Source organism: Streptomyces uncialis (assembly GCF_001905345.1).
Lineage (GTDB): Bacteria > Actinomycetota > Actinomycetes > Streptomycetales > Streptomycetaceae > Streptomyces > Streptomyces uncialis.
On record NZ_LFBV01000002.1, the window covers coordinates 624,876 to 642,092 of the forward strand.

Annotated in this window: 17 protein-coding genes; 3 read left to right on the plus strand and 14 right to left on the minus strand. The window is 71.3% G+C overall.

Annotation, left to right across the window (positions count from 1 at the left end; translation table 11 throughout):
• Positions 1-111: 111 nt before the first annotated feature.
• The 10 genes from AB852_RS11020 to AB852_RS11065 form a co-directional block, all read right to left on the minus strand.
• Positions 112-1,020, minus strand: a complete 909-nt coding sequence (locus tag AB852_RS11020) for a class I SAM-dependent methyltransferase (protein WP_073786500.1) — start codon at positions 1,018-1,020, stop codon at positions 112-114.
• Positions 1,021-1,176: 156 nt separating this feature from the next.
• Positions 1,177-2,271: an NAD(P)-dependent alcohol dehydrogenase gene (locus AB852_RS11025; RefSeq protein ID WP_073786502.1), complete on the minus strand. Its 1,095-nt coding sequence runs from the start codon at positions 2,269-2,271 to the stop codon at positions 1,177-1,179.
• Positions 2,268-3,671, minus strand: coding sequence for an aldehyde dehydrogenase family protein (locus tag AB852_RS11030; protein ID WP_073786504.1), 1,404 nt, complete (start codon positions 3,669-3,671; stop codon positions 2,268-2,270). The genes AB852_RS11025 and AB852_RS11030 overlap by 4 nt, the downstream gene beginning before the upstream one ends.
• Positions 3,672-3,679: 8 nt before the next feature.
• Positions 3,680-4,435, minus strand: a complete 756-nt coding sequence (locus AB852_RS11035) for a (5-formylfuran-3-yl)methyl phosphate synthase (RefSeq protein ID WP_073786506.1) — start codon at positions 4,433-4,435, stop codon at positions 3,680-3,682.
• 338 nt (positions 4,436-4,773) lie between these two features.
• On the minus strand, positions 4,774-5,433 hold the full coding sequence (locus AB852_RS11040; protein ID WP_073787712.1) for an HAD-IA family hydrolase: 660 nt from the start codon (positions 5,431-5,433) through the stop codon (positions 4,774-4,776).
• Positions 5,434-5,734: 301 nt separating this feature from the next.
• Entirely contained in the window at positions 5,735-6,106 is a 372-nt protein-coding gene (locus tag AB852_RS11045; RefSeq protein ID WP_143201211.1) for a hypothetical protein, read from the minus strand.
• Positions 6,107-6,372: 266 nt separating this feature from the next.
• Positions 6,373-7,569 (minus strand): hypothetical protein, encoded by a 1,197-nt coding sequence (locus tag AB852_RS11050; protein WP_143201212.1) that lies wholly within the window; start codon positions 7,567-7,569, stop codon positions 6,373-6,375.
• Positions 7,533-8,744, minus strand: coding sequence for a Dabb family protein (locus tag AB852_RS11055; protein WP_073786512.1), 1,212 nt, complete (start codon positions 8,742-8,744; stop codon positions 7,533-7,535). Before AB852_RS11055 ends, AB852_RS11050 begins: the two co-directional genes overlap by 37 nt.
• 21 nt (positions 8,745-8,765) lie before the next feature.
• Positions 8,766-9,290 carry an aromatic-ring-hydroxylating dioxygenase subunit beta gene (locus AB852_RS11060; protein WP_073786514.1) on the minus strand — a complete coding sequence of 175 codons (525 nt, stop codon included), beginning with the start codon at positions 9,288-9,290 and terminating at the stop codon, positions 8,766-8,768.
• Positions 9,287-10,639: an aromatic ring-hydroxylating oxygenase subunit alpha gene (locus tag AB852_RS11065; protein WP_178390985.1), complete on the minus strand. Its 1,353-nt coding sequence runs from the start codon at positions 10,637-10,639 to the stop codon at positions 9,287-9,289. Before AB852_RS11065 ends, AB852_RS11060 begins: the two co-directional genes overlap by 4 nt.
• A gap of 310 nt (positions 10,640-10,949) precedes the next feature.
• Here AB852_RS11065 and fdxA point away from each other — a divergent pair, with 310 nt between their 5' ends.
• The 3 genes from fdxA to AB852_RS11080 all read left to right on the plus strand — a co-directional run bounded on the left by fdxA (position 10,950) and on the right by AB852_RS11080 (position 13,256).
• On the plus strand, positions 10,950-11,264 hold the full coding sequence (fdxA, locus tag AB852_RS11070) for a ferredoxin (RefSeq protein WP_073787716.1): 315 nt from the start codon (positions 10,950-10,952) through the stop codon (positions 11,262-11,264).
• Positions 11,261-12,259: an NAD(P)/FAD-dependent oxidoreductase gene (locus AB852_RS11075; RefSeq protein ID WP_079184510.1), complete on the plus strand. Its 999-nt coding sequence runs from the start codon at positions 11,261-11,263 to the stop codon at positions 12,257-12,259. Before fdxA ends, AB852_RS11075 begins: the two co-directional genes overlap by 4 nt.
• A 199-nt stretch (positions 12,260-12,458) precedes the next feature.
• Positions 12,459-13,256, plus strand: coding sequence for an IclR family transcriptional regulator (locus AB852_RS11080; RefSeq protein WP_073786518.1), 798 nt, complete (start codon positions 12,459-12,461; stop codon positions 13,254-13,256).
• A gap of 164 nt (positions 13,257-13,420) precedes the next feature.
• Here AB852_RS11080 and AB852_RS11085 read toward each other — a convergent pair whose 3' ends face one another.
• The 4 genes from AB852_RS11085 to AB852_RS11100 form a co-directional block, all read right to left on the minus strand.
• Positions 13,421-13,777: a cupin domain-containing protein gene (locus tag AB852_RS11085; protein WP_073786520.1), complete on the minus strand. Its 357-nt coding sequence runs from the start codon at positions 13,775-13,777 to the stop codon at positions 13,421-13,423.
• Complete coding sequence (locus AB852_RS11090; RefSeq protein ID WP_073786522.1) at positions 13,774-14,547, minus strand: HpcH/HpaI aldolase family protein; 774 nt, start codon at positions 14,545-14,547, stop codon at positions 13,774-13,776. The genes AB852_RS11085 and AB852_RS11090 overlap by 4 nt, the downstream gene beginning before the upstream one ends.
• Before the next feature lie 139 nt (positions 14,548-14,686).
• The gene (locus tag AB852_RS11095) at positions 14,687-15,850 is read right to left on the minus strand and encodes an amidohydrolase family protein (protein WP_073786524.1); all 1,164 of its coding nucleotides are present in this window, start codon (positions 15,848-15,850) and stop codon (positions 14,687-14,689) included.
• A 27-nt stretch (positions 15,851-15,877) separates the two neighbouring features.
• On the minus strand, positions 15,878-16,729 hold the full coding sequence (locus AB852_RS11100) for a fumarylacetoacetate hydrolase family protein (protein WP_073786526.1): 852 nt from the start codon (positions 16,727-16,729) through the stop codon (positions 15,878-15,880).
• Between the last annotated feature and the right edge of the window lie 488 nt (positions 16,730-17,217).

Consider the following 17,217-nt stretch of genomic DNA (forward strand, 5'->3'; position numbering starts at 1 on the left):
CCCGACCGTACAGCAGGGCGTACAGCACGGGTAGGGGCGGCCGGATTCCGCTGGTCACCGCGACGTGCCACCGGTGCCGACAGGAGTCGTGCGGGGCACGGGGCGGCGGCGTCAGCGGCGGGGCTTGTCCGCGAACACCCAGCGGTTGCCCGCCAGCGCGTCGTTCTCCTCGGGCAGCGGGCCGCGTCCGTGGCGGTGGGTGAACTCGAAGGGGGTGTGGACCGAGGTGGACCAGCCCTTGGCCACCAGGTCACCGGCGGAGTCGGGGCGCGGTTCCCGGGCGAACAGGCTGAGCAGGTCGATGCCGATCTGCTGGGCCGTCGAGGTGTAGAGCGGGCTGTCGCGGTACACGAGCAGGTCCTTTTCGAGCTTGACCTCGAACGCCAGGGCGCTGCCTTGCGCGCTCAACCGGTGCACCGTGTCGATGAGATACGTCTCGGCGGCGGGAGGCAGATAGAAGAGCAGTCCTTCCGCCAGCCAGACGCTCGGTGCGGCGGGGTCGAAGCCCGCGGCGGCCAGTGCCGTGACCCAGTCGGCGCGCAGATCGACGGCGACGGGTACGCGCGTCGCCTTCGGGGTGGCCGACAGTCCGTCGAGCACCTTGTGCTTGAACGCCAGCACCCCTTCCCTGTCGATCTCGTGGACCACACAGCCGGGAGGCCAGTCGAGCCGGAACGCCCGTGCGTCCAACCCGGCGCCGAGCAGGACCACTTGGCGGACGCCTCCGGTGTGCGCCGACCGGAGGAGGAAGTCGTCCAGGACCCTGGTCCGCAGCCCGAAATAGCGTGCGAAGCGCCCCCACAGCGGATTGGCGTCACCGCCCTCGACCGTCCCCGGGTGGACGGGCCACTCGGCGCAGGCGGGTGCGGCGCGCACGAAGTGCTCGGCGAAGACGTCGCGCGCCAGGGCGTCATGGCGGTGGGTCTCGATCGCCCGTGCCGCGGCGACCAGGAGGGCGGTCAGTCCGACGCCGCCTTCCACGCCTTCCACTTCGGTGTTCCGGGACGTTGTGCCGACCACGTGTTCTCCCTTGGGCGAGTTGGGTCATGAACAGCGAGGAGCGCGTAGGGCGCGTACGGCGCGCCTATGAGGGGTGGATCGGTGGAACGCGGGTGCGGGATCGTCCGGGGACGCGTGGTGCCTGTGTCGCGGGCGTCCCGCCCCTCGGCTTCTCCCCTACGGCAGCAGGACGGGTTTGACCACGCGGCCCGACTCGCAGTCGCGTTCGGCCTCGTTGATGTCGGCGAGCGGGTAGGTACGGATCAGCTCGTCGAAGGGGAAGCGCCCGGCCTGCCACAGCCCGATCAGCCGTGGGATCAGCAGTCCCGGTACCGCGTCCCCCTCGCAGATATGGGAGATCCGCCTGCCCCGGTCCAGCGTGCCCGGTTCGAGCGGCAGCGCGGTGTGCAGCCGTGCCACCAGACCGAGATGACCGGTCGGGCGCAGGGCCCGCAGGGCGTCGTTGATCAGCTGGGCACTGGCCGTGGTGTCCAGCGCGTACCGCGCGCCGCCGTCGGTGAGTCTCCGGATGCTGCCGGGCAGGTCGGCCGACGAGGCGTGCAGGGGAATCGCGCCGAACCGCTCGGCGAGGGCGAGCCGTTCGGGGTGCCGGTCGACGGCCACGGTCACCGCTCCGGAGGCGGTGGCCGCCATCACCGCGGCCAGGCCCACGGCTCCCGCGCCGAGGACCGCGACGGTGTCGCCGGGCCCGGCCCCGAAGGAATGGAGGACCGCTCCGGCGCCGGTGAGGAAGCCGCAGCCGAGCGGTCCGAGCAGTTCGACGGGCAGCGCGGGGTCGACCCGGACGGCGTTGCGCGCCGGGACCACCGCGTACTCGGCGAACGACGACTGGCCGAACCACCGGGGCGCCAGTTCGCCTCCGGCCGCGTCGGTGAACCGGGCGGCGTTCTCCGCGCGCCCTCCGAAGAGGTTGAGCGAGGCGAAGGAGTCGCAGTAGGCGGGGGCGGCATTCAGGCAACTGCGGCAGTGTCCACAGGAGTCGAAGCTCAGCACGACGTGGTCGCCCACGCCGAGTCCGGTGCGCGGACCGCCCGTCTCCACCACCACCCCGGCCCCTTCATGGCCGAGCACCGCCGGCAGCGGTGAGCGGCCCGCCGAACGCCGGACCGCGAGGTCGGTCCGGCACATCCCGCTGCCCGCGATCCTGACCAGGATCTCATCGTCGGCGGGGCCCGCGCCGAGAATCACCTCCTCGACGGTGAACGGGCTGTCGGGCGAGCGCAGCACCGCCGCGCCGAACCTCGTCGTCACGCTTCCTCCGGACGGTGCACGACGAACGGTCTGAGGTTGCCGTAGAGCCCCCAGGGCCCGCCCGCGACACCGACACCGCTCTCCTTGACGCCCGCGAAGGGCTGGGCGAGGGACAGTTCGGCGTGGTGGTTGATCCACGCCGTCCCGCAGTCCAGCCGGCCGGCCACCGCTTCGGCCAGATCGGTGTCGGTCCCCCATACCGAGCCGCCCAGCCCGAAGCCGGTGCCGTTGGCCGCTTCGACGGCTTCGTCGAGGTTCCCGTACGGCAGTACCGGCAGGACCGGGCCGAACTGCTCCTCCGTCACCACCGGGCTGTCGGGCGGGACATCGGCCAGGATGGTCGGTGCGTGGAAGTAGCCGGGCCGGTCCAGCCGGTGGCCCCCGGCGACGGCGCGGGCTCCGGCCGCCAGGGCCTGGGCGGTACGGCTTTCGACCCGTGCCAGTTGGGGCGCGTTGCTGACCGGGCCCAGCTGGGTGCCCGGGTCGAGCCCGGGTCCGACGACGGTGTCCTTCGCGCGCTGCGCGAGCGCTTCGACGACATCGGAGTAGAGCCGGGCCGGGGCGTAGACGCGCTTGACCGCCATGCAGACCTGCCCGCAGTTGCGGAACGCCGCCCAGAACAGCCGGTCCGCGATCCGCTCCACCTCCACGTCCTCCAGCAGGACGGCCGCGTCGTTGCCGCCCAGCTCCAGGGTGACCCGGGCGAGCGAGGCCGCCGCGCCCGCCGCGACGGCCCGCCCGGTGGGAGCGGAGCCGGTGAAGGTCACATGGCGGATGCCCGGATGGGAGGCCAGCCGGGCGCCGAGGGGTTCATGACCGGTGACGACCGTCAGCACGTCCTCGGGGAGGGCGGTGGAGATGACGGAGGCCAGCAGCCGGGTGGCGAGGGGGGTGAAGGGGGAGGGCTTGAGCACCATCGTGTTGCCCGCGGCGAGCGCGGGCGCGAACTTCGCCGACGCGAGCTGGAGCGGGAAGTTCCACGGGACGATGGCGGCGACGGGGCCGAGCGACCGCCAGCGGATCTCGCTGCGTACCGGCCGTCCGTCCGTGAGGGGCTGGGGCCTGGGGTGGAGCCCGGCGAAGTAGCGCAGCCGGGCCGCGGTCCGGTCGATCTCCGCGTTCGACTCGGCCAGGGGTTTGCCCTGTTCGCGGGTGAGCAGCGGAGCGATGTCGGGCCCGGCCGCCTCCACCGCGTCGGCTGCCGCGAGCAGCGCGGTGGAGCGGGCTACGGGGTCGGTCCGCCAGCCGCGCCAGGCCTCCTGCGCCCTGGCGACGACGGCGTCCAACTCCTCCGGGCGCTGGTCGGGAGCCTCGTCGAAGGGCTCGCCCGTCGCCGGGTCGAGGACGGCGAAGCGTCGGCCGGAGGCCTGGGGAGTGCGACGGGGCCGGTGTGCCGCCATGCCGGCGGTCAGCCCGCGGCGGTGACGGCGGCAGCGTGCTCCTGGGCGTGCCGGTCCATCTCCGCCCGGAAGGCGGCCACCAGGTGCGGCTGGATCCTTCCGGTGGTGCGGTCGCCGCCCTCGCAGACCGCCCCGCGCACCCCCACGATGTCCGTGCCGATACGGGTCAGCTCGGCGAGGTCCCGCGCCTGCACGCTGCCCGCGAGGGCGGCGAGCAGATCGGCCTCATGGGCCCGTCGGACGAACTCCTCGCAGATGTCCGGCGGAAGGTGGTCGAACAGCCGGGTGCCGTCCTTGACCGCCGTGTCGAGCATGGCCGCGTCGGAGCCGGAGCGCAGCGCGATGTCGGGCAGGGCGAGCGGATTGACGCAGCCGATCCGGTGGGCGTCGGCGTAGCCCGAGGCGACGACGAACGCGTCGGGCCGGTAGTCCTTCACCGCCCGGACGACCCCTCGCATGACCTCGACGCCCTGGTCGGGTGTCGTGCATCCGTAGAGGCCGACCTTGATGTACGTGGCTCCGGAGACCGCCGCGCCGAGCGCCGCCTGTGCCACCGTGCCGGGCTTGAACGGCACGTCCCCCACGGTGGCGGACAGCGGCTTGTCCGCGGGGACCGCGTCACGGATCGCTCGGATGACCCACGGGAAGTTCGCGCCGAGCGAGCCCTCGTCGGGCCTTTTGACATCGACGATGTCGAGGTGCTCCGCCGCCTTCGCACAGTCGAGGGCCTCTTCGACGCTGTCCGGCGAGATGAGAAGCAACAAGGGGGAATCCTTCCACCGCGTGTCCACCTGGCCGAGGGCAGGTGTGCGGAGTCGCTGGATCACTTGCGGACAGCTCATCATCACCGGGGCCCGTGGCCGTCGGTAGGGCGCGCGGAGCACGAACGGGTAGTGCGATGGCGCTCCGAGTGCGCCGTGCACGCCGGTCCGAGTCAGCGCCCGCTGGGCACAGGTGAAGGGCCCACGGGTTCCCCTGGAACCTCATGGAACAGCGCCTGCGGCAGTCGATGCACGGTCATGGGCAGCCGCCCCGGACTCACCGTCGCGGTCGGAAGGGCGCGATGCGCGGACAAGCCCCGAGGGCGGCGCGGGATGAGGGCTCACCCCGTCGGGAGGGCCGTGACGCCGAGGAGTGTTTCCAGTTCGGCCACGGCGGCGGACTCGTGCGTCATATGAACGGTGGTGATTCCCAGTTCGGCCGCTGGGGGGAGGTTCACCGCGTGATCGTCCACGAAGACGCATCGCTCGGCGGGCAACCCGAGCCGTTCCAGGGTGAGTTGGTAGATCGCCGGATCAGGCTTGGCCATGCCCACCAGTTCGGACACGACGTGCACGTCGAACAGATCCCAGACGCCGACATGCTCGTACGGATTGAACGGGTCGAGACCGAAGCTGTTGGACAGGAGGGCGAGGCGGTGTCCCGCGGCCCGCGCGGCGTGCGCGAGTGCGATCATCCGGCGGGCCGGTGGCACTTCGGCCCATGCTCGGCCCATCAGGTTCACCGGATCGATGTGTCCACCGAGCAGCGGCGCTGTGCGCTCGTTCCACTCGGCCTGCCCGATCTCCCCGATCTCCAGGGCCGCGTAGAGCCGCCGTCCCATCGGGTGGGCGCCGAGTGCATCGCCCCACGCGCCCGACGCCAGCCCTTCGGACACGCACCACGCGCGCAGAACGGTGCGGGGTCTGGCGGTCAGCACACCGGCGAAGTCGAGAATCAGGCCGCGGGGCTCGCGCCCGCCGACGGTGTTGCTGTGCGACATCAGGTACACGTCCCCTCCGCGGCCGTTCCCAGGTCCGGGGGGACGTTACCGTGCCACGCCATCCGCGTACCGCGCATCGGGGAATCGTCCGAGTTGGGCACCGGAGCCGGGCCGTCGCCCCGTACCGGCGAGAGAATCGGACCGGACGACCCGGCGGCCGAGCATCTGGCCTGGTGCGAGCCAAGTCCGGGGCATGTGCGGGCCGGGTGACGGCCGACCACCTGGCCGGGTCCGGGGAGAGTGCGCGCCGGACGGGTCACCGTGCGGAGCGCCGGTGCTTCGTCGGTGTCTCCGGGAAAGGTCAGGGACAGTTGGGGATTCCGGGGGTCAGCTTTTCGAGCTTGTAGTCGACGATCCATCTGTTCGGCTGACCCGCGAGCTGGTACCAAGTGGTTCCAGCGCCGACGCCCTTGCACGCCAGGCGGACCGTCTCCGTGTTGTAGACCAGGCCCCAGAGCTGGTTGTTCTGGCTCTCGTCCTTCACCTTGCGGACATTCGCGTTGTTCGGGCCCTTGATGACGCCGGTGTAATCCACCCGGGGCTCGGCTTCCTGCTGTGTACCGGTACCGCTGACCTGGCTCTCCGGCTGGATGGCCACGGCGACTCCCGTACCGCCGACCACGATCACCGCGAGGACCGCGAACCCGCCTGCCCTGCTACGAATTCCACGCATGATTCCACCGCTCCCTGTTGTGGGGGATTTCCGCTGGCTCTCCATGACACCGGGACAGACATCCGCCCGACAGAGGGGAGCGGCTCCTTTCATTCGTACGGGTCCGTGACAGCGGTGAAAGGGAAGTACGCTCGGTGGGAAAGCTCCGGCGCACGCCGGGAATCGATAGGAAATTCGGTGAGGGCCGGCCGGTCGTGCGTCCGTACGGTGCCCGCGAGGGGCAGGCGGCCCGAATGTCTTTCTGGTGACCACCGGGGTGCTCCCGGCTACGTGGGCAGGTCCCTCAACAGCCTTCGGTAGACGCGCGCGTAGGCGGTCAACCGGGTCAGCGACAGTTCATCGCGACGCGGGTCGTCGGCGGCCGGTTGCGCCCGCGGGCCGAGGCGCACGGTCTCGACGCCGAGGGCGCGCAGTACCACTCCGTCGGTCGATCCGGTCCAGCCGGTGACCGGTGGCGGCTGCGCGCCGAACTCGTCGTGCCAGGCCGCGCGGGCGGCCGTCACCACCGGGGCGTCGACCGGTGTGGCCGCGGCCGTCGCCAGCGGCTCGGCCTCGACGTCGACCGCGCAGTTGCGCAGCGCCGACCTCGCGCAGCGCGCCCGCAACCGGTCGGCCAGTTCGGCCGCCAACGCCTTCGGCTCCACCGGATCACCGGCGACGACGTACAGGTCGACGCGGAGTTGCGCAGGCAGCAGGTCCGGCTTGTCCGGCCAGCCGCCGCTGATCGCGCCGACGCCGCAGGCCCGACCGGTCTGTCCGGCCCGTGGGTCGGCGGCCAGGTACGCCGTGCGCCAGCGGGACAGCTCGTCCAGTACGACGCCGGCGGAGGCGACCACTCCGCCGGGCGGCGCGGCCGACTCCGCCGCCATCGCCGCCCCGGAGCGGCCGGTCACCCGGACGGTCAGGTAGAACGCGCCCGGCTCGTGCCACAGCAGCGTGGGCGGGCCGCACTTGGCCACGATCGCGGAGCGCGGCAGCGGGTAGGTTCCGGCGTAGGACTCCAGGCCGGTGATCCCGCCGGCGCGGCGGTGTGTCCCGGAGCCGGCGAGCAGGAGCCGCCCGGCGCCCGCCTCGGCGAAGGCGACCAGCGCGGCGGCGGCCGGTGCCCGGGCGACCCCGAGGCCGAAGCCGGTGAGCATGTCGCCGGTGACACGGAGCGGGCCGACCGGCGCGGTGTCGCCGGTGACGAGCCGGATGCCCGCGCCGTCCTCGTCCAGCGAGGTGTCGAGGTGGGAGTAGAGCAGGGGCCCGGCCCCGTGCGTGGCGGCCAGGCTGCCGCCCGCGGGGCCGTGCTCCAGTACCCGCCATTCGATGTGCGGCCAGCGGTCCGCGCACCAGCCGCGCAACCGGTGGGCGGCCGTCCGCTCCTCGCCCCGGGGGGCGGGGGTCGTGTCGAGCAGCCGCAGGACGTCGAGCAGCGGTTGTCTCAAAAGCGTCCCCAGTCGTCGGAGGCCGGACGCCATACGTCGATGTTGCGCGGGTCGGCCGGCATCCTGCGGGGGCGGTGCGTCTCGTGCTCCTCGGGGGTGAACACTCGGTGGTCGTCGCAGAGTTCGTAGCGGGGGCCGAAGCGCGTGTCGTGCATGTAGAACGCGATCGACGTCGACGCCGAGTGGTTGACGATGTCGGAGGCGATCGGTGCGCCCTTGTACAGTGCGCGGGCGCGCATCCGCATGACGTGGTCGAGGCTCTTCATCGCGAAGCACAGGTGCGCGACGTAGTGCTCCGTGTTCTTCTGCACGGCGAGGCTGTGGTGGTAGCGGTCCTCGCAGCGCAGGAACGTGGTCGAGCCGACGACGTGGTCCGAGGGCAGGAACCTCAGGACGTGCTGGTAGAAGTCCAGGGTCTCCTCGAACTTCGCGGTGGCGATGAAGGGGTGCACCAGGTCGAGCGGCCGTATCTCGATGTGCGGGGGCTCGGCGTACTCCTGGAACTCGGTGAAGAGCTCGACGACGAGGCCGTTGGGGTCCTTCACCGCGAAGCCGTTGTCGCAGAGCGCCCGCTGCCGTTCCTGGAGTTCGAGGACTTCGAGGCCGGCGTCGAGGACGTTCTTGTGCAGCTGCTCAAGGATCTCCTCGCTCGCCACGCTGAAGCCGACGGCGGTCGTCCATCCGTCGGTGCGGGCGGGCGAGTGGATCAGCTCGATCGCGTGGTGCTCGATGTCGGCGCGCAGATAGGCGTACTCGTCGGTGCGCTGCTCCAGTTGGAGTCCGACGTGGTACTGGAGGAAGTCGATGGTTTCCTGCATGTCCGGGACCTCGATCCGGGCGTACTCCATGCCGTACGGGCCGTGCGGGCGGGTGCTCACCGGCGGGTTCCTTCCTTCCAGGAGCGGCGCACGCTCGGTGAACTCGAACGAGGTGATGGCCTGCTGGGCGATGACCGGGCGCCAGCGTGTCCGTACGAAGCGCTCGTGGGACTCGCTGCCGAGATAGGCGAGCAGGTCGTCCTGGCCGTCGAAGTCGACGGCCATCGTGTGGGTGAAGGTCCGGTCGCGGGTGCTGATGTTCTCGCCGAGGACGAAGCCGCGCATGGCCGGGTAGCGGTCCGGGAAGGTGCGCAGTTCGTCCAGTACGGACTCGCGGGCCGCCCGGTCGGCGTCGTCGGCGAAGCGGAAGGACAGGGTGTGCCTGATCATCGGGTCACCATCCGTCGTCGGCTAGAGGATGAAGCTGAGCCGGGCGCCCGCCGCCAGCGACTCATGGCCGAGGACGGAGCGGCGCAGACGGAACCGGAGTCCGTCGTCGGTCGGCACCAGCAGATGGTCGTACCACCCGACGTAGGCGTCGAAGTGCCCGTCGCGGGCGCGGTGCACCACGAAGGCGGCCGCCACCCGGAAGGAGTCCGCCGTGTCCTCGGACAGCCGCACGTTGGACACCAGCCGGTGGGTGCGTGAGTGCGGGTTCTCGGCGTGCGCCTTGCGGGACTTGAGTCGCTTGACCCGGGCGCGGAGGAGGTCCCAGTCGTCGTCGACGAACGATCCGGTCTCGTGCGGCGACCAGCCGGGCCGGTGGTCGGTGGTCGGGATCTCGTAGCGGGCGCCGGGCTCGAAGAGCGTCAGCCAGCCGTCGTAGTCCCAGTGGTCGAGGATGTCGGCCTCGGCGTAGAGGAAGTCCTCCACCTCGGGCCGGGTGATGGTGCGGCCCGCGCACCGCACCGTGCCGCTGTTGCTGATCGTGGTCATCGCAGATCCCTCCCCACCAGGAAGGACGCGGGACGTTCGCCGTTGATCTCGGCGCCGCCGTCGAGCCCCACGGCTTCCACCCAGTGGCGCCAGAAGCCCCGCATCGCGCCTTCGTCGATCGACCGGCCCTGGACGCCCTTGACCTCGTCGGCCATACCGCGCGACATATCGCTGAAGTCCAGTTCGGGTCTGCCGTTGCCCGCGGTGGCCTGGATGCCGCGCTGGACCGCTTCGTACGCCTCGATGTCGTCCGGGGTGGCGAGTCCGCCCGGGCCGACGAAGCTGACGACCGTCTTCATCCGCAGGGCGCGGGTCTCCGGGTCCTCGGTGCGCGGGACCAGCTGCCAGGCGCGTACATCGGTCTGGTCGGCCGCCACCGGTTCCAGTTGCCGGATGGACAGGCCCTCTATGTCGAACAGCAGCAGGTTCGGGAAGACGAACAGGATGTGGCTCTCGTCGGCCACATGGTGTGCGCGTTCTTCCCCCAGCCTCTGTGTCATCTCGGCCCGGTGGGCGTCGGTGCGGACGCGTTCGTCCTCGCCGAAGCGCGGTTCCCAGATCATGCTGATCCGTCCGCCGTGCCCGGTCAGGACCAGCAGGCCGTGGCCGTTGCCGAGGTTGTAGGCGTACTGGTCGTCGTCGGTGACGGCGTAGCCGCTCTCCCGCAGATAGCCGACGAACGTGTTGTGCGTGGGTGCGAAGTGGTAGCCGTCCATCGCGTTCTCGACGGCGAGTTTCCAGTTGCCGCGCACGCTGTAGAGCTGGGTTCCGGGCAGTGTGGTCATGCCGCCGGTGTGCTGCTGCTCGATCATCGTCATGTAGTCGGCGGCGTCGCCGAGGTGGTCGAGGAGCGGTGGGACGTCGGGGTCGAAGGAGACGAAGACGAAGCCCTCGTGGATCTCCAGCCGGGCCACACCGCGCAGCCCCATCGAGGCCCGGAACTCGTCGCTCGACTCGTAGGCGCCCGCGTCGGGGATCGCGGCGACCTCACCGTTGTTGCGGAAGGTCCAGGCGTGGTAGAAGCACTGGAAGAGCCGGGTGGAGCCCTCGGTCTCGCGGCACAGCACGGTGCCCCGGTGCGGACACGAGTTGAGGAACGCGTGCACCTCGCCGGCGCTGTCCCGGCAGAAGATGAGCGGCCGGCCGCCGAGGGTGCGGACCTTGAAGTCGTTGGGGTTGGGGATCTCGGTCTCGTGCCCGAGATAGAGCCAGGTGTGCATCCACACCCAGCCGCGTTCCCGGGCGAAGACCTCCGCGCTGCGGTAGGCCTCGCGGTTGACCCGGAAGGTGAGCTGGTCCCAGTCCTCGACGATCATCGGCGCTGGGGCGGTCCGGGGATTGCTTCCCATGGCGAGTTTGCCTCTCACAAGTCCCGACCCGAGTGACGCTACGTGAGACGCCATCTCGTATGTCGAATCAGCGTCTCCCAGCCGATCGGCGGTGTCAAGCATCCGTCCCGAGCGGTTGGCGTCAGCCGTCGGACATCCGCCCCGACCGGCCGGCGCCAGGCGTCGGGCATCCGCCCCCGACCGGCATCCGTCAGGTGTCGGACATCCGTCCCGACCCGTTGACATCAGGGGTGGGCGGAGCCATCATCCTGTATCGCATTGAAATACACCGTCTCGCATTCTGTGCGACCGTGTGAAGGGCAACAAACTCGTGCCGTATGTCATCACTCAGGCCTGCGTTGACGTCATGGACAAGTCGTGCATGGAGGAGTGCCCGGTCGACTGCATCTACGAGGGCGACCGGATGCTCTACATCCAGCCGGACGAATGCGTCGAATGCGGACGCTGCGAACCCGTCTGCCCGCAGATATCGATCTTCCATCACGAGGACCTGCCGGAGGGGAGCCAAGGGGCCGAGCGCGTGAACGCGGAGTTCTTCGCCCTCGGGACCCCGCCGCTCGGATCGCCCGGCGGGGCCCGCAAGGTCGGCCGGGTCGGCCATGACCACCCCGAGGTGGGGACGTGACAGGCCCCGCGACCACGGGCGCCGACGCCGAGGTGTCCGTCGATCTGCTGATCATCGGCGCCGGGCCCACGGGGCTGTACGGCGCGTACTACGCGGGCTTTCGCGGGATGAGCGTCGCGATCGCCGACGCCCTGCCCGAGGTGGGCGGCCAGATCGCCGCGCTGTACCCCGAGAAGCCGATCTTCGACGTGGCCGGATTCCCCGCCGTCCGCGGCCAGGAGCTGGTGGACCGGCTCGCCGAGCAGGCGGGCCGGTGGGACCCCGTCCTCCTGCTCGGCCACGGGGTCACGGAGCTCGACGACACCGGCGGGGGCATCCTCGCCACCACCGACGCCGGTACCCGGATCACCGCGGGCGCGGTGCTCGTCTGCGGCGGGATCGGCAACTTCGTCCCGCGCGAACTCCCGGTGGGCTCCGAGTATCTGGGCCGGGGGCTGCGGTACTTCGTGCCGCGGCTGGGCGAACTCGCGGGGCAGGACGTCGTGGTGGTCGGCGGCGGGGACTCGGCGCTGGACTGGGCGCTGTCGCTGGAGCCGATCGCCTCCTCCGTGACCCTGGTGCACCGGCGCACCCGGTTCCGGGCCCATGAACGCACCGTCGAGCAGGTGCGCGCGTCCTCGGTACGGGTGCTCACGCCCTACGAGGTCCGCAAGGTGTCCGGCGACGGGCCGCTGTCGGAGGTCGTGGTCTCCGGCCCCGACGACGAGCTGGTCACCCTGCCCGCCCAGGCCGTGGTGGCCGCGCTCGGCTTCATCGCCGACCTCGGCCCGGTCGAACGGTGGGGGCTCGATCTGCGCCGCCGCCGTATCCTCGTCGACCCCACGATGCGCACCAGCCGGGAGCGGGTGTTCGCGGCCGGCGACATCGCCGACTACGACGGCAGGGTCGGCCTCATCTCGATCGGCTTCGGCGAAGCCGCCCTCGCCGTCAACCACATCGCCAGCATGCTCGACCCGGCACGCTCGATCACCCCGGGACACTCCACCGACGCGTGATCCCCGCACCGGCGACGCGGTGAACGGGGGGGCGCACGATCGACTTCCGGGCGCCCGGCCCCCGTTCACCGCCGTCGTGCGCCGTGGATGAGCCTCCCGACCCTCTCCGCGCACCCCCTTGCCGTCGCGCTATATAAGATAGCGTTTCATTTGACGTCCTTACTGATGTGACTGAGCACGGACAGGAGCGTGGATATCCATGGCCACGAAGGTGCAGCCCGGCACCGGCGAGCAGGACGGTCCCGACAGGACCGCCCCGACCATCCAGACGGTGCAGCGCGCGGCACTGATCCTCGGCTCGTTCACGGTCGGCAAACCGCATATGAGCCTCAACGAGATCACCGCGCGGCTCGGGGCGAGCAAGGCGACCGCGCACCGCTACACGAAGGCACTGCGGGCGGCGAACCTGCTGCGTTACGACGAGCGCACCTCGCTGTACTCCCTCGGCCCCCAGGTGCTCACGCTCGCCGCGGCGGCGCGGGCCGGTCTGCCGATCGTCGCCGCCGCCGAGCCGTACATGGAGGAACTGGTCCGGCGTATCGACGAGACGATCGTGCTGTCGGTCTGGGACGGCGAGTCCGCGACCGTGGTGCGCTCGGTGGACAACACCGACCATATGGTGCGGATCAGCGTCCGGGTCGGCTCCCGTCTGAACCTCACGTCCTCGGCGCAGGGACGCGTCTTCCTCGCGCTGCTGCCCCCGGAGCAGGTCCCGTCGCTGCCGCGCGCGGTCCGCAGGTCGGCCGAGCTGACCGAGGAGCTCGACGCCATCCGGGAGCACGGGCTGTCGGTCAACTCCCCCACGGTCAACGGGGTCCGCACCATCGCGGCGCCGATCTTCGAGGGCGACGAGATCAGCGGGACGCTCGCGATCGTCGGTACGACGGCGACCGTGCCCGACGACGTCAAGTCGCCCATGGCGCAAGCCCTGTTGGAGACCGCGCGCGCGTTGTCGCAGCGGCTGGGCAACTCCGACGGCTCACCGGGCGGTCGCTGACCCGCTCGCGACGGCAACGGCGGTGGGCCCATCGCGGCGGCGGTGGGCCCACCGCCGCGTCCCGGCACCTCGGGGCTGTGCCGGGACGCGGCGATATCGCGTGCACTGGTGGGCCTGGTGGGCCTGGTGGGCCGCCGTGGTGGGCCTGGTGGGCCGTTCGTCGGTCAGGGAAGCAGGTCGGCGCGCGGCGGGACGAAGAAGTCGATGTTCACACAGGGCGCCTCGGTCGGCTCCACGTAGTGCTCGCTGCCGCGCGGTACGAGGAGGAACGATCCCGCGCGCATATCGTGCGCGACACCGTCCACGTAGTAGTTCGCGCGCCCCTCGGCGATATGGACCAGCTGGTCGAAGTCCTCGTGCCGGTGCGGGTTGAGCGTCATACCGACCTCCAGCTCGTGGTGGCAGATCATCACCTCGTCCGTCGTATAGATACGACGGCGGACCCCCGGCCGCACCTGGGTCACCGGCAACTCGTCCCAGTTGACCACGGCGTTGAACGGTGCCGCGCTGTGTGTGCTCACTGACATTCCTCTCCGGCGGCGGCCCGCAGACCGGCCGCCAACAACTGAAGGTCCGAACCGACCATGAGGTAGCCGGCGTCACCGAGACCCAGGCCCGCCGCGGCGCCACGGCTCGGTGCCCAGCCGCCGAACGCCACCGACGCGGTACGGGCGGCCTCTCCCACCCGGTCCACCGCGGCCCGGAGCATCGCCGGGTCCGCCGGCAGCCCCAGGTCGACCGCGAGGTCGGTGCTGCCGACGAAGCACACGTCGAGCGCGGCGACCAGCTCCGGCAGCGGGTCGGTCCGCGCCGTCTCGATCTGGCCCACGAGCACCGGCGGGTCGTCCCGCTCGCTACGCAGGAACCCGGCGAGTGGCGCCGCGCCGAACCGGGCGGCCCTGTTGGCCAGGCTCACCGACCGGCGGCCGGCCGGAGCGAACCGGGTGGCCGCCACCAGTGCCTCGGTCTGGGCGACACGCGTGAGCATGGAGAGCTGGACGCCGGCCGCCCCGGCCTCCAGGAGCCGGTTGACGGCGGCGGCGTCCACCTCGGGCACGCGGACCAGTGCGGGCAGGCCGCAGAGGTCCGCGTGGCGTACCAGGCCGACGGCGTCCCGCTCGGTGAGGGTGGAGTGTTCGAGGTCGACGACCACGAACACGAACCCGGCCGCGGCGGCCAGTTCCACCACGTCGGGTGACGCCAGCTTGAGGAACGTACCGACGGCGGGTTTCCCCGCGGTGAGGGCCGCGCGCAGTCGGCGGCGCGACAGATGGACGTCACCGGTGGTCATCCGATCCTCTTCCGGGAGTGTGGGGGTCTGGTCCCGGCCAGGAGCGCGGGTGTCAGGTCCCGGCCGGGAGTACGGGTGTCAGGTTCGCCCCCCGGCAGCGCACAGCGTGGGTGTCAGGTCCCCGTCCGGTGCGTGGGTGTCAGGCCGATCGCAGGCCGCGCCACGGCACGATGTCGATCTCGGCGCCGCCGTGCAGCACCACGGTCGGCTCCAGGCGCGGCGCGCGGATCGTGTTGCCCGCGGCGTCGGGCAGGGTGACCTCCTCGGTCTCGGTGACGACCGTGACATCCGCCCGTCCGCCGACCTCCAGCCGCCCGTATCCCTCGGTGTCGAGCCCGAGCAGCCGCGCCGGGGCGACGGTGGCGCGCCGGACGCACTCCTCCAGCGGAGCGCCGAGCGCGACCAGTTTGGAGATGCTGGTGAGCAGGTCGAACACCGGGCCGTGCCAGTTGCGGGCGCTGGTGTCGGAGCTGAGGACATCGGGCAGGAAGCCGTCGGCGATCGCCCGGCGCGCCACCTCGAAGCTGAGGTTGCTCCGGCCGTGGGCGGAGTCGAAGAGCACACCGCGTTCACGGGCGGCGGTCACCGCGGGCTGCACCCGGTCGCCATCGAGTATCCCGTGCGGCTTGCCGGTGTAGCAGTGCGCGACGATGTCGCCGGGGCGCAGATAGTCCAGGACGACGGGCAGCGGCTCCGCGGTCTCGCCGATGTGCAGCATCAGCGGGAGACCGGCCTGTTCGGCCAGGGACACGGACTTCTTCAGCAGCGGTTCCCAGTTCTCGCCGACGACGTCCTCGGAGAGACGGATCTTGAAGCCGCGCACGATGTCGGGGTGGGCCTCGGCGGTCGCGAGCGCGTCCTCGGGGACCAGGGTGTCGGGGTTCAGCAGTTCACCGAACCTGAAGTCGATCAGACCGAGCACCGAGACATTGAGGAAGTTGACGATACGCAGCGGGTTCGCCTCGACCACGAGCTTGCGGAAGGCCGGGAACGTCGAGGCGCCGGCCGTTCCGGCGTCCGCCGCGGCGACCACGCCCCGGCGCAGATGGGCTTCCTCGGCGGGGGCGCCGACGGCGGAGACGTACTGGAAGATATGGGTGTGGCCCTCGACGAGGCCCGGCAGCACGGTGGAGCCGGTGACGTCGATCGTGCGGGCCGCGTTCGCCGCCAGACCCTCGCCGATCGCGGTGATGCGGTCACCGGTGACCGCCACGTCGAGCCGGGCGTTCGTGGCCGATGCCGGGTCGATGACGGTGCCGCCGGCCAGGACGAGGTCGTAGGACGGCACGGAGGAGATGGACATCGGTGTGGTCTCCAGGGTGTGGGGCGGTCAGCTGACCGGTTCGGTCAGCCGGTGGTCGTGCGCCAGGGCGTCCGAGGGACGCACGACGCGGGTGACGAGGGGCAGCACACCGTCCACCTCGACCCGTACCTCGTCGCCGTCGGCGAGGAAGCACGCGCGGTCCTGGCCGGTGCCGGCCGGGGTTCCGGTGAGGACGACATCGCCGGGTTCGAGCGCGGCGAACCATGACAGCCTGCTGAGCAGATCGGGGATCGGGAAGATCATCCCGGCGCTCGTGTCGTCCTGGAGGAGCGTGCCGTTGACCCGGGTCCGTACACGGATCGCGTCGCGGTCGGGCAGGTCGTCGGGGGTGCGCAGCGACGGGCCGATCGGGGTGAATCCCGGGTAGCTCTTGGCCAGGGCGGGGATTCCCGTGGTGCGCATGACATCGCGGGCCGTCATGTCGTTGGCGGCGGTGACAGCGGCGATCGCGGGCCAGATGTCCGCCTCGGCCGCCTGGTAGAGCCGGCGCCCGACGACGACCGCGATCTCCCCCTCGTAGTCGGGTTCGGTCGCGGTCCCCGGGATCACCACCCGCGCGCCGGGTGCCGGCACGCCTGAGGACGCGGCCAGGTACAGGATCGGCTCCCCGGGCAGTGCCCGGCCGGTCCGGGCTGCCTTGGACGTGTAGTTGAGCCCGACGCCCCATACCGCGCGGGGCCGGCCGAGCGGCGCCATGAGCGTGGCGGTGTCGAGCGGGATACGCCGGCGCACCGTGCGGGACGCCAGGCTCCGTAGCGAGCCCTCCTCTGCGAGGACCGCGCCGACGTGCGGATATGCAGTGTCCAGCAGGGCGACGGCCCCGTCCTCGATCCGGCCCAGGCCGGATTGTGTCGTCACTACATGCATGGCAAGCATCTTTCAATGCGAGACGGCATCATGTCAAGCGATACGCAAAGCCAGGCCGGGGACGCGCGGAACCCCGTCCGCGCAGCAGGCGGACGGGGATTCCGGAGAGTCAACGCGCGTCGTCACGGGCGCAGTCGGCGCGGGAGGGGACAGGGCGGGGCGGTCGGCGACGGCGGCCCGGCGGTGCACCGGACCCGGTACGGCGTGATCACCTTCAGCGCCTGTACGGCACCCCCGCCACCGTCGTCCCAGGTGTCACGGTGTGCGCGTCGATGGCCGTGTTCTTCCCGCCGCCCCGGCCCAGTTCGAGGGGATTTGTATTGGCCATTGACAACCGTCGGCGGGCGCCCATAGCGTTCGGCCGACCTGATCGGGGGGCAACAAACCGGTCAGGGGGAGCGCCTGCGGCGCTTCGCGGAGACCGTTGCATGCCGACCAGGTGTGCGACGCGCTGGCCGGCGACCGAAGTCCCACAGCCA

Bases quoted from the DNA above. Each gene is read 5' to 3' on its own strand.
- AB852_RS11055 (WP_073786512.1), bottom strand. From the start codon at position 8,744: ATGATCAGGCACACCCTGTCCTTCCGCTTCGCCGACGACGCCGACCGG.
- AB852_RS11040 (WP_073787712.1), bottom strand. From the start codon at position 5,433: ATGTCGCACAGCAACACCGTCGGCGGGCGCGAGCCCCGCGGCCTGATT.
- AB852_RS11050 (WP_143201212.1), bottom strand. From the start codon at position 7,569: ATGGCGTCCGGCCTCCGACGACTGGGGACGCTTTTGAGACAACCGCTG.
- AB852_RS11090 (WP_073786522.1), bottom strand. From the start codon at position 14,547: ATGACCACCGGTGACGTCCATCTGTCGCGCCGCCGACTGCGCGCGGCC.
- AB852_RS11060 (WP_073786514.1), bottom strand. From the start codon at position 9,290: ATGACCACGATCAGCAACAGCGGCACGGTGCGGTGCGCGGGCCGCACC.
- AB852_RS11030 (WP_073786504.1), bottom strand. From the start codon at position 3,671: ATGGCGGCACACCGGCCCCGTCGCACTCCCCAGGCCTCCGGCCGACGC.
- AB852_RS11045 (WP_143201211.1), bottom strand. From the start codon at position 6,106: ATGCGTGGAATTCGTAGCAGGGCAGGCGGGTTCGCGGTCCTCGCGGTG.
- AB852_RS11065 (WP_178390985.1), bottom strand. From the start codon at position 10,639: ATGGGAAGCAATCCCCGGACCGCCCCAGCGCCGATGATCGTCGAGGAC.
- AB852_RS11080 (WP_073786518.1), top strand. From the start codon at position 12,459: ATGGCCACGAAGGTGCAGCCCGGCACCGGCGAGCAGGACGGTCCCGAC.
- AB852_RS11095 (WP_073786524.1), bottom strand. From the start codon at position 15,850: ATGTCCATCTCCTCCGTGCCGTCCTACGACCTCGTCCTGGCCGGCGGC.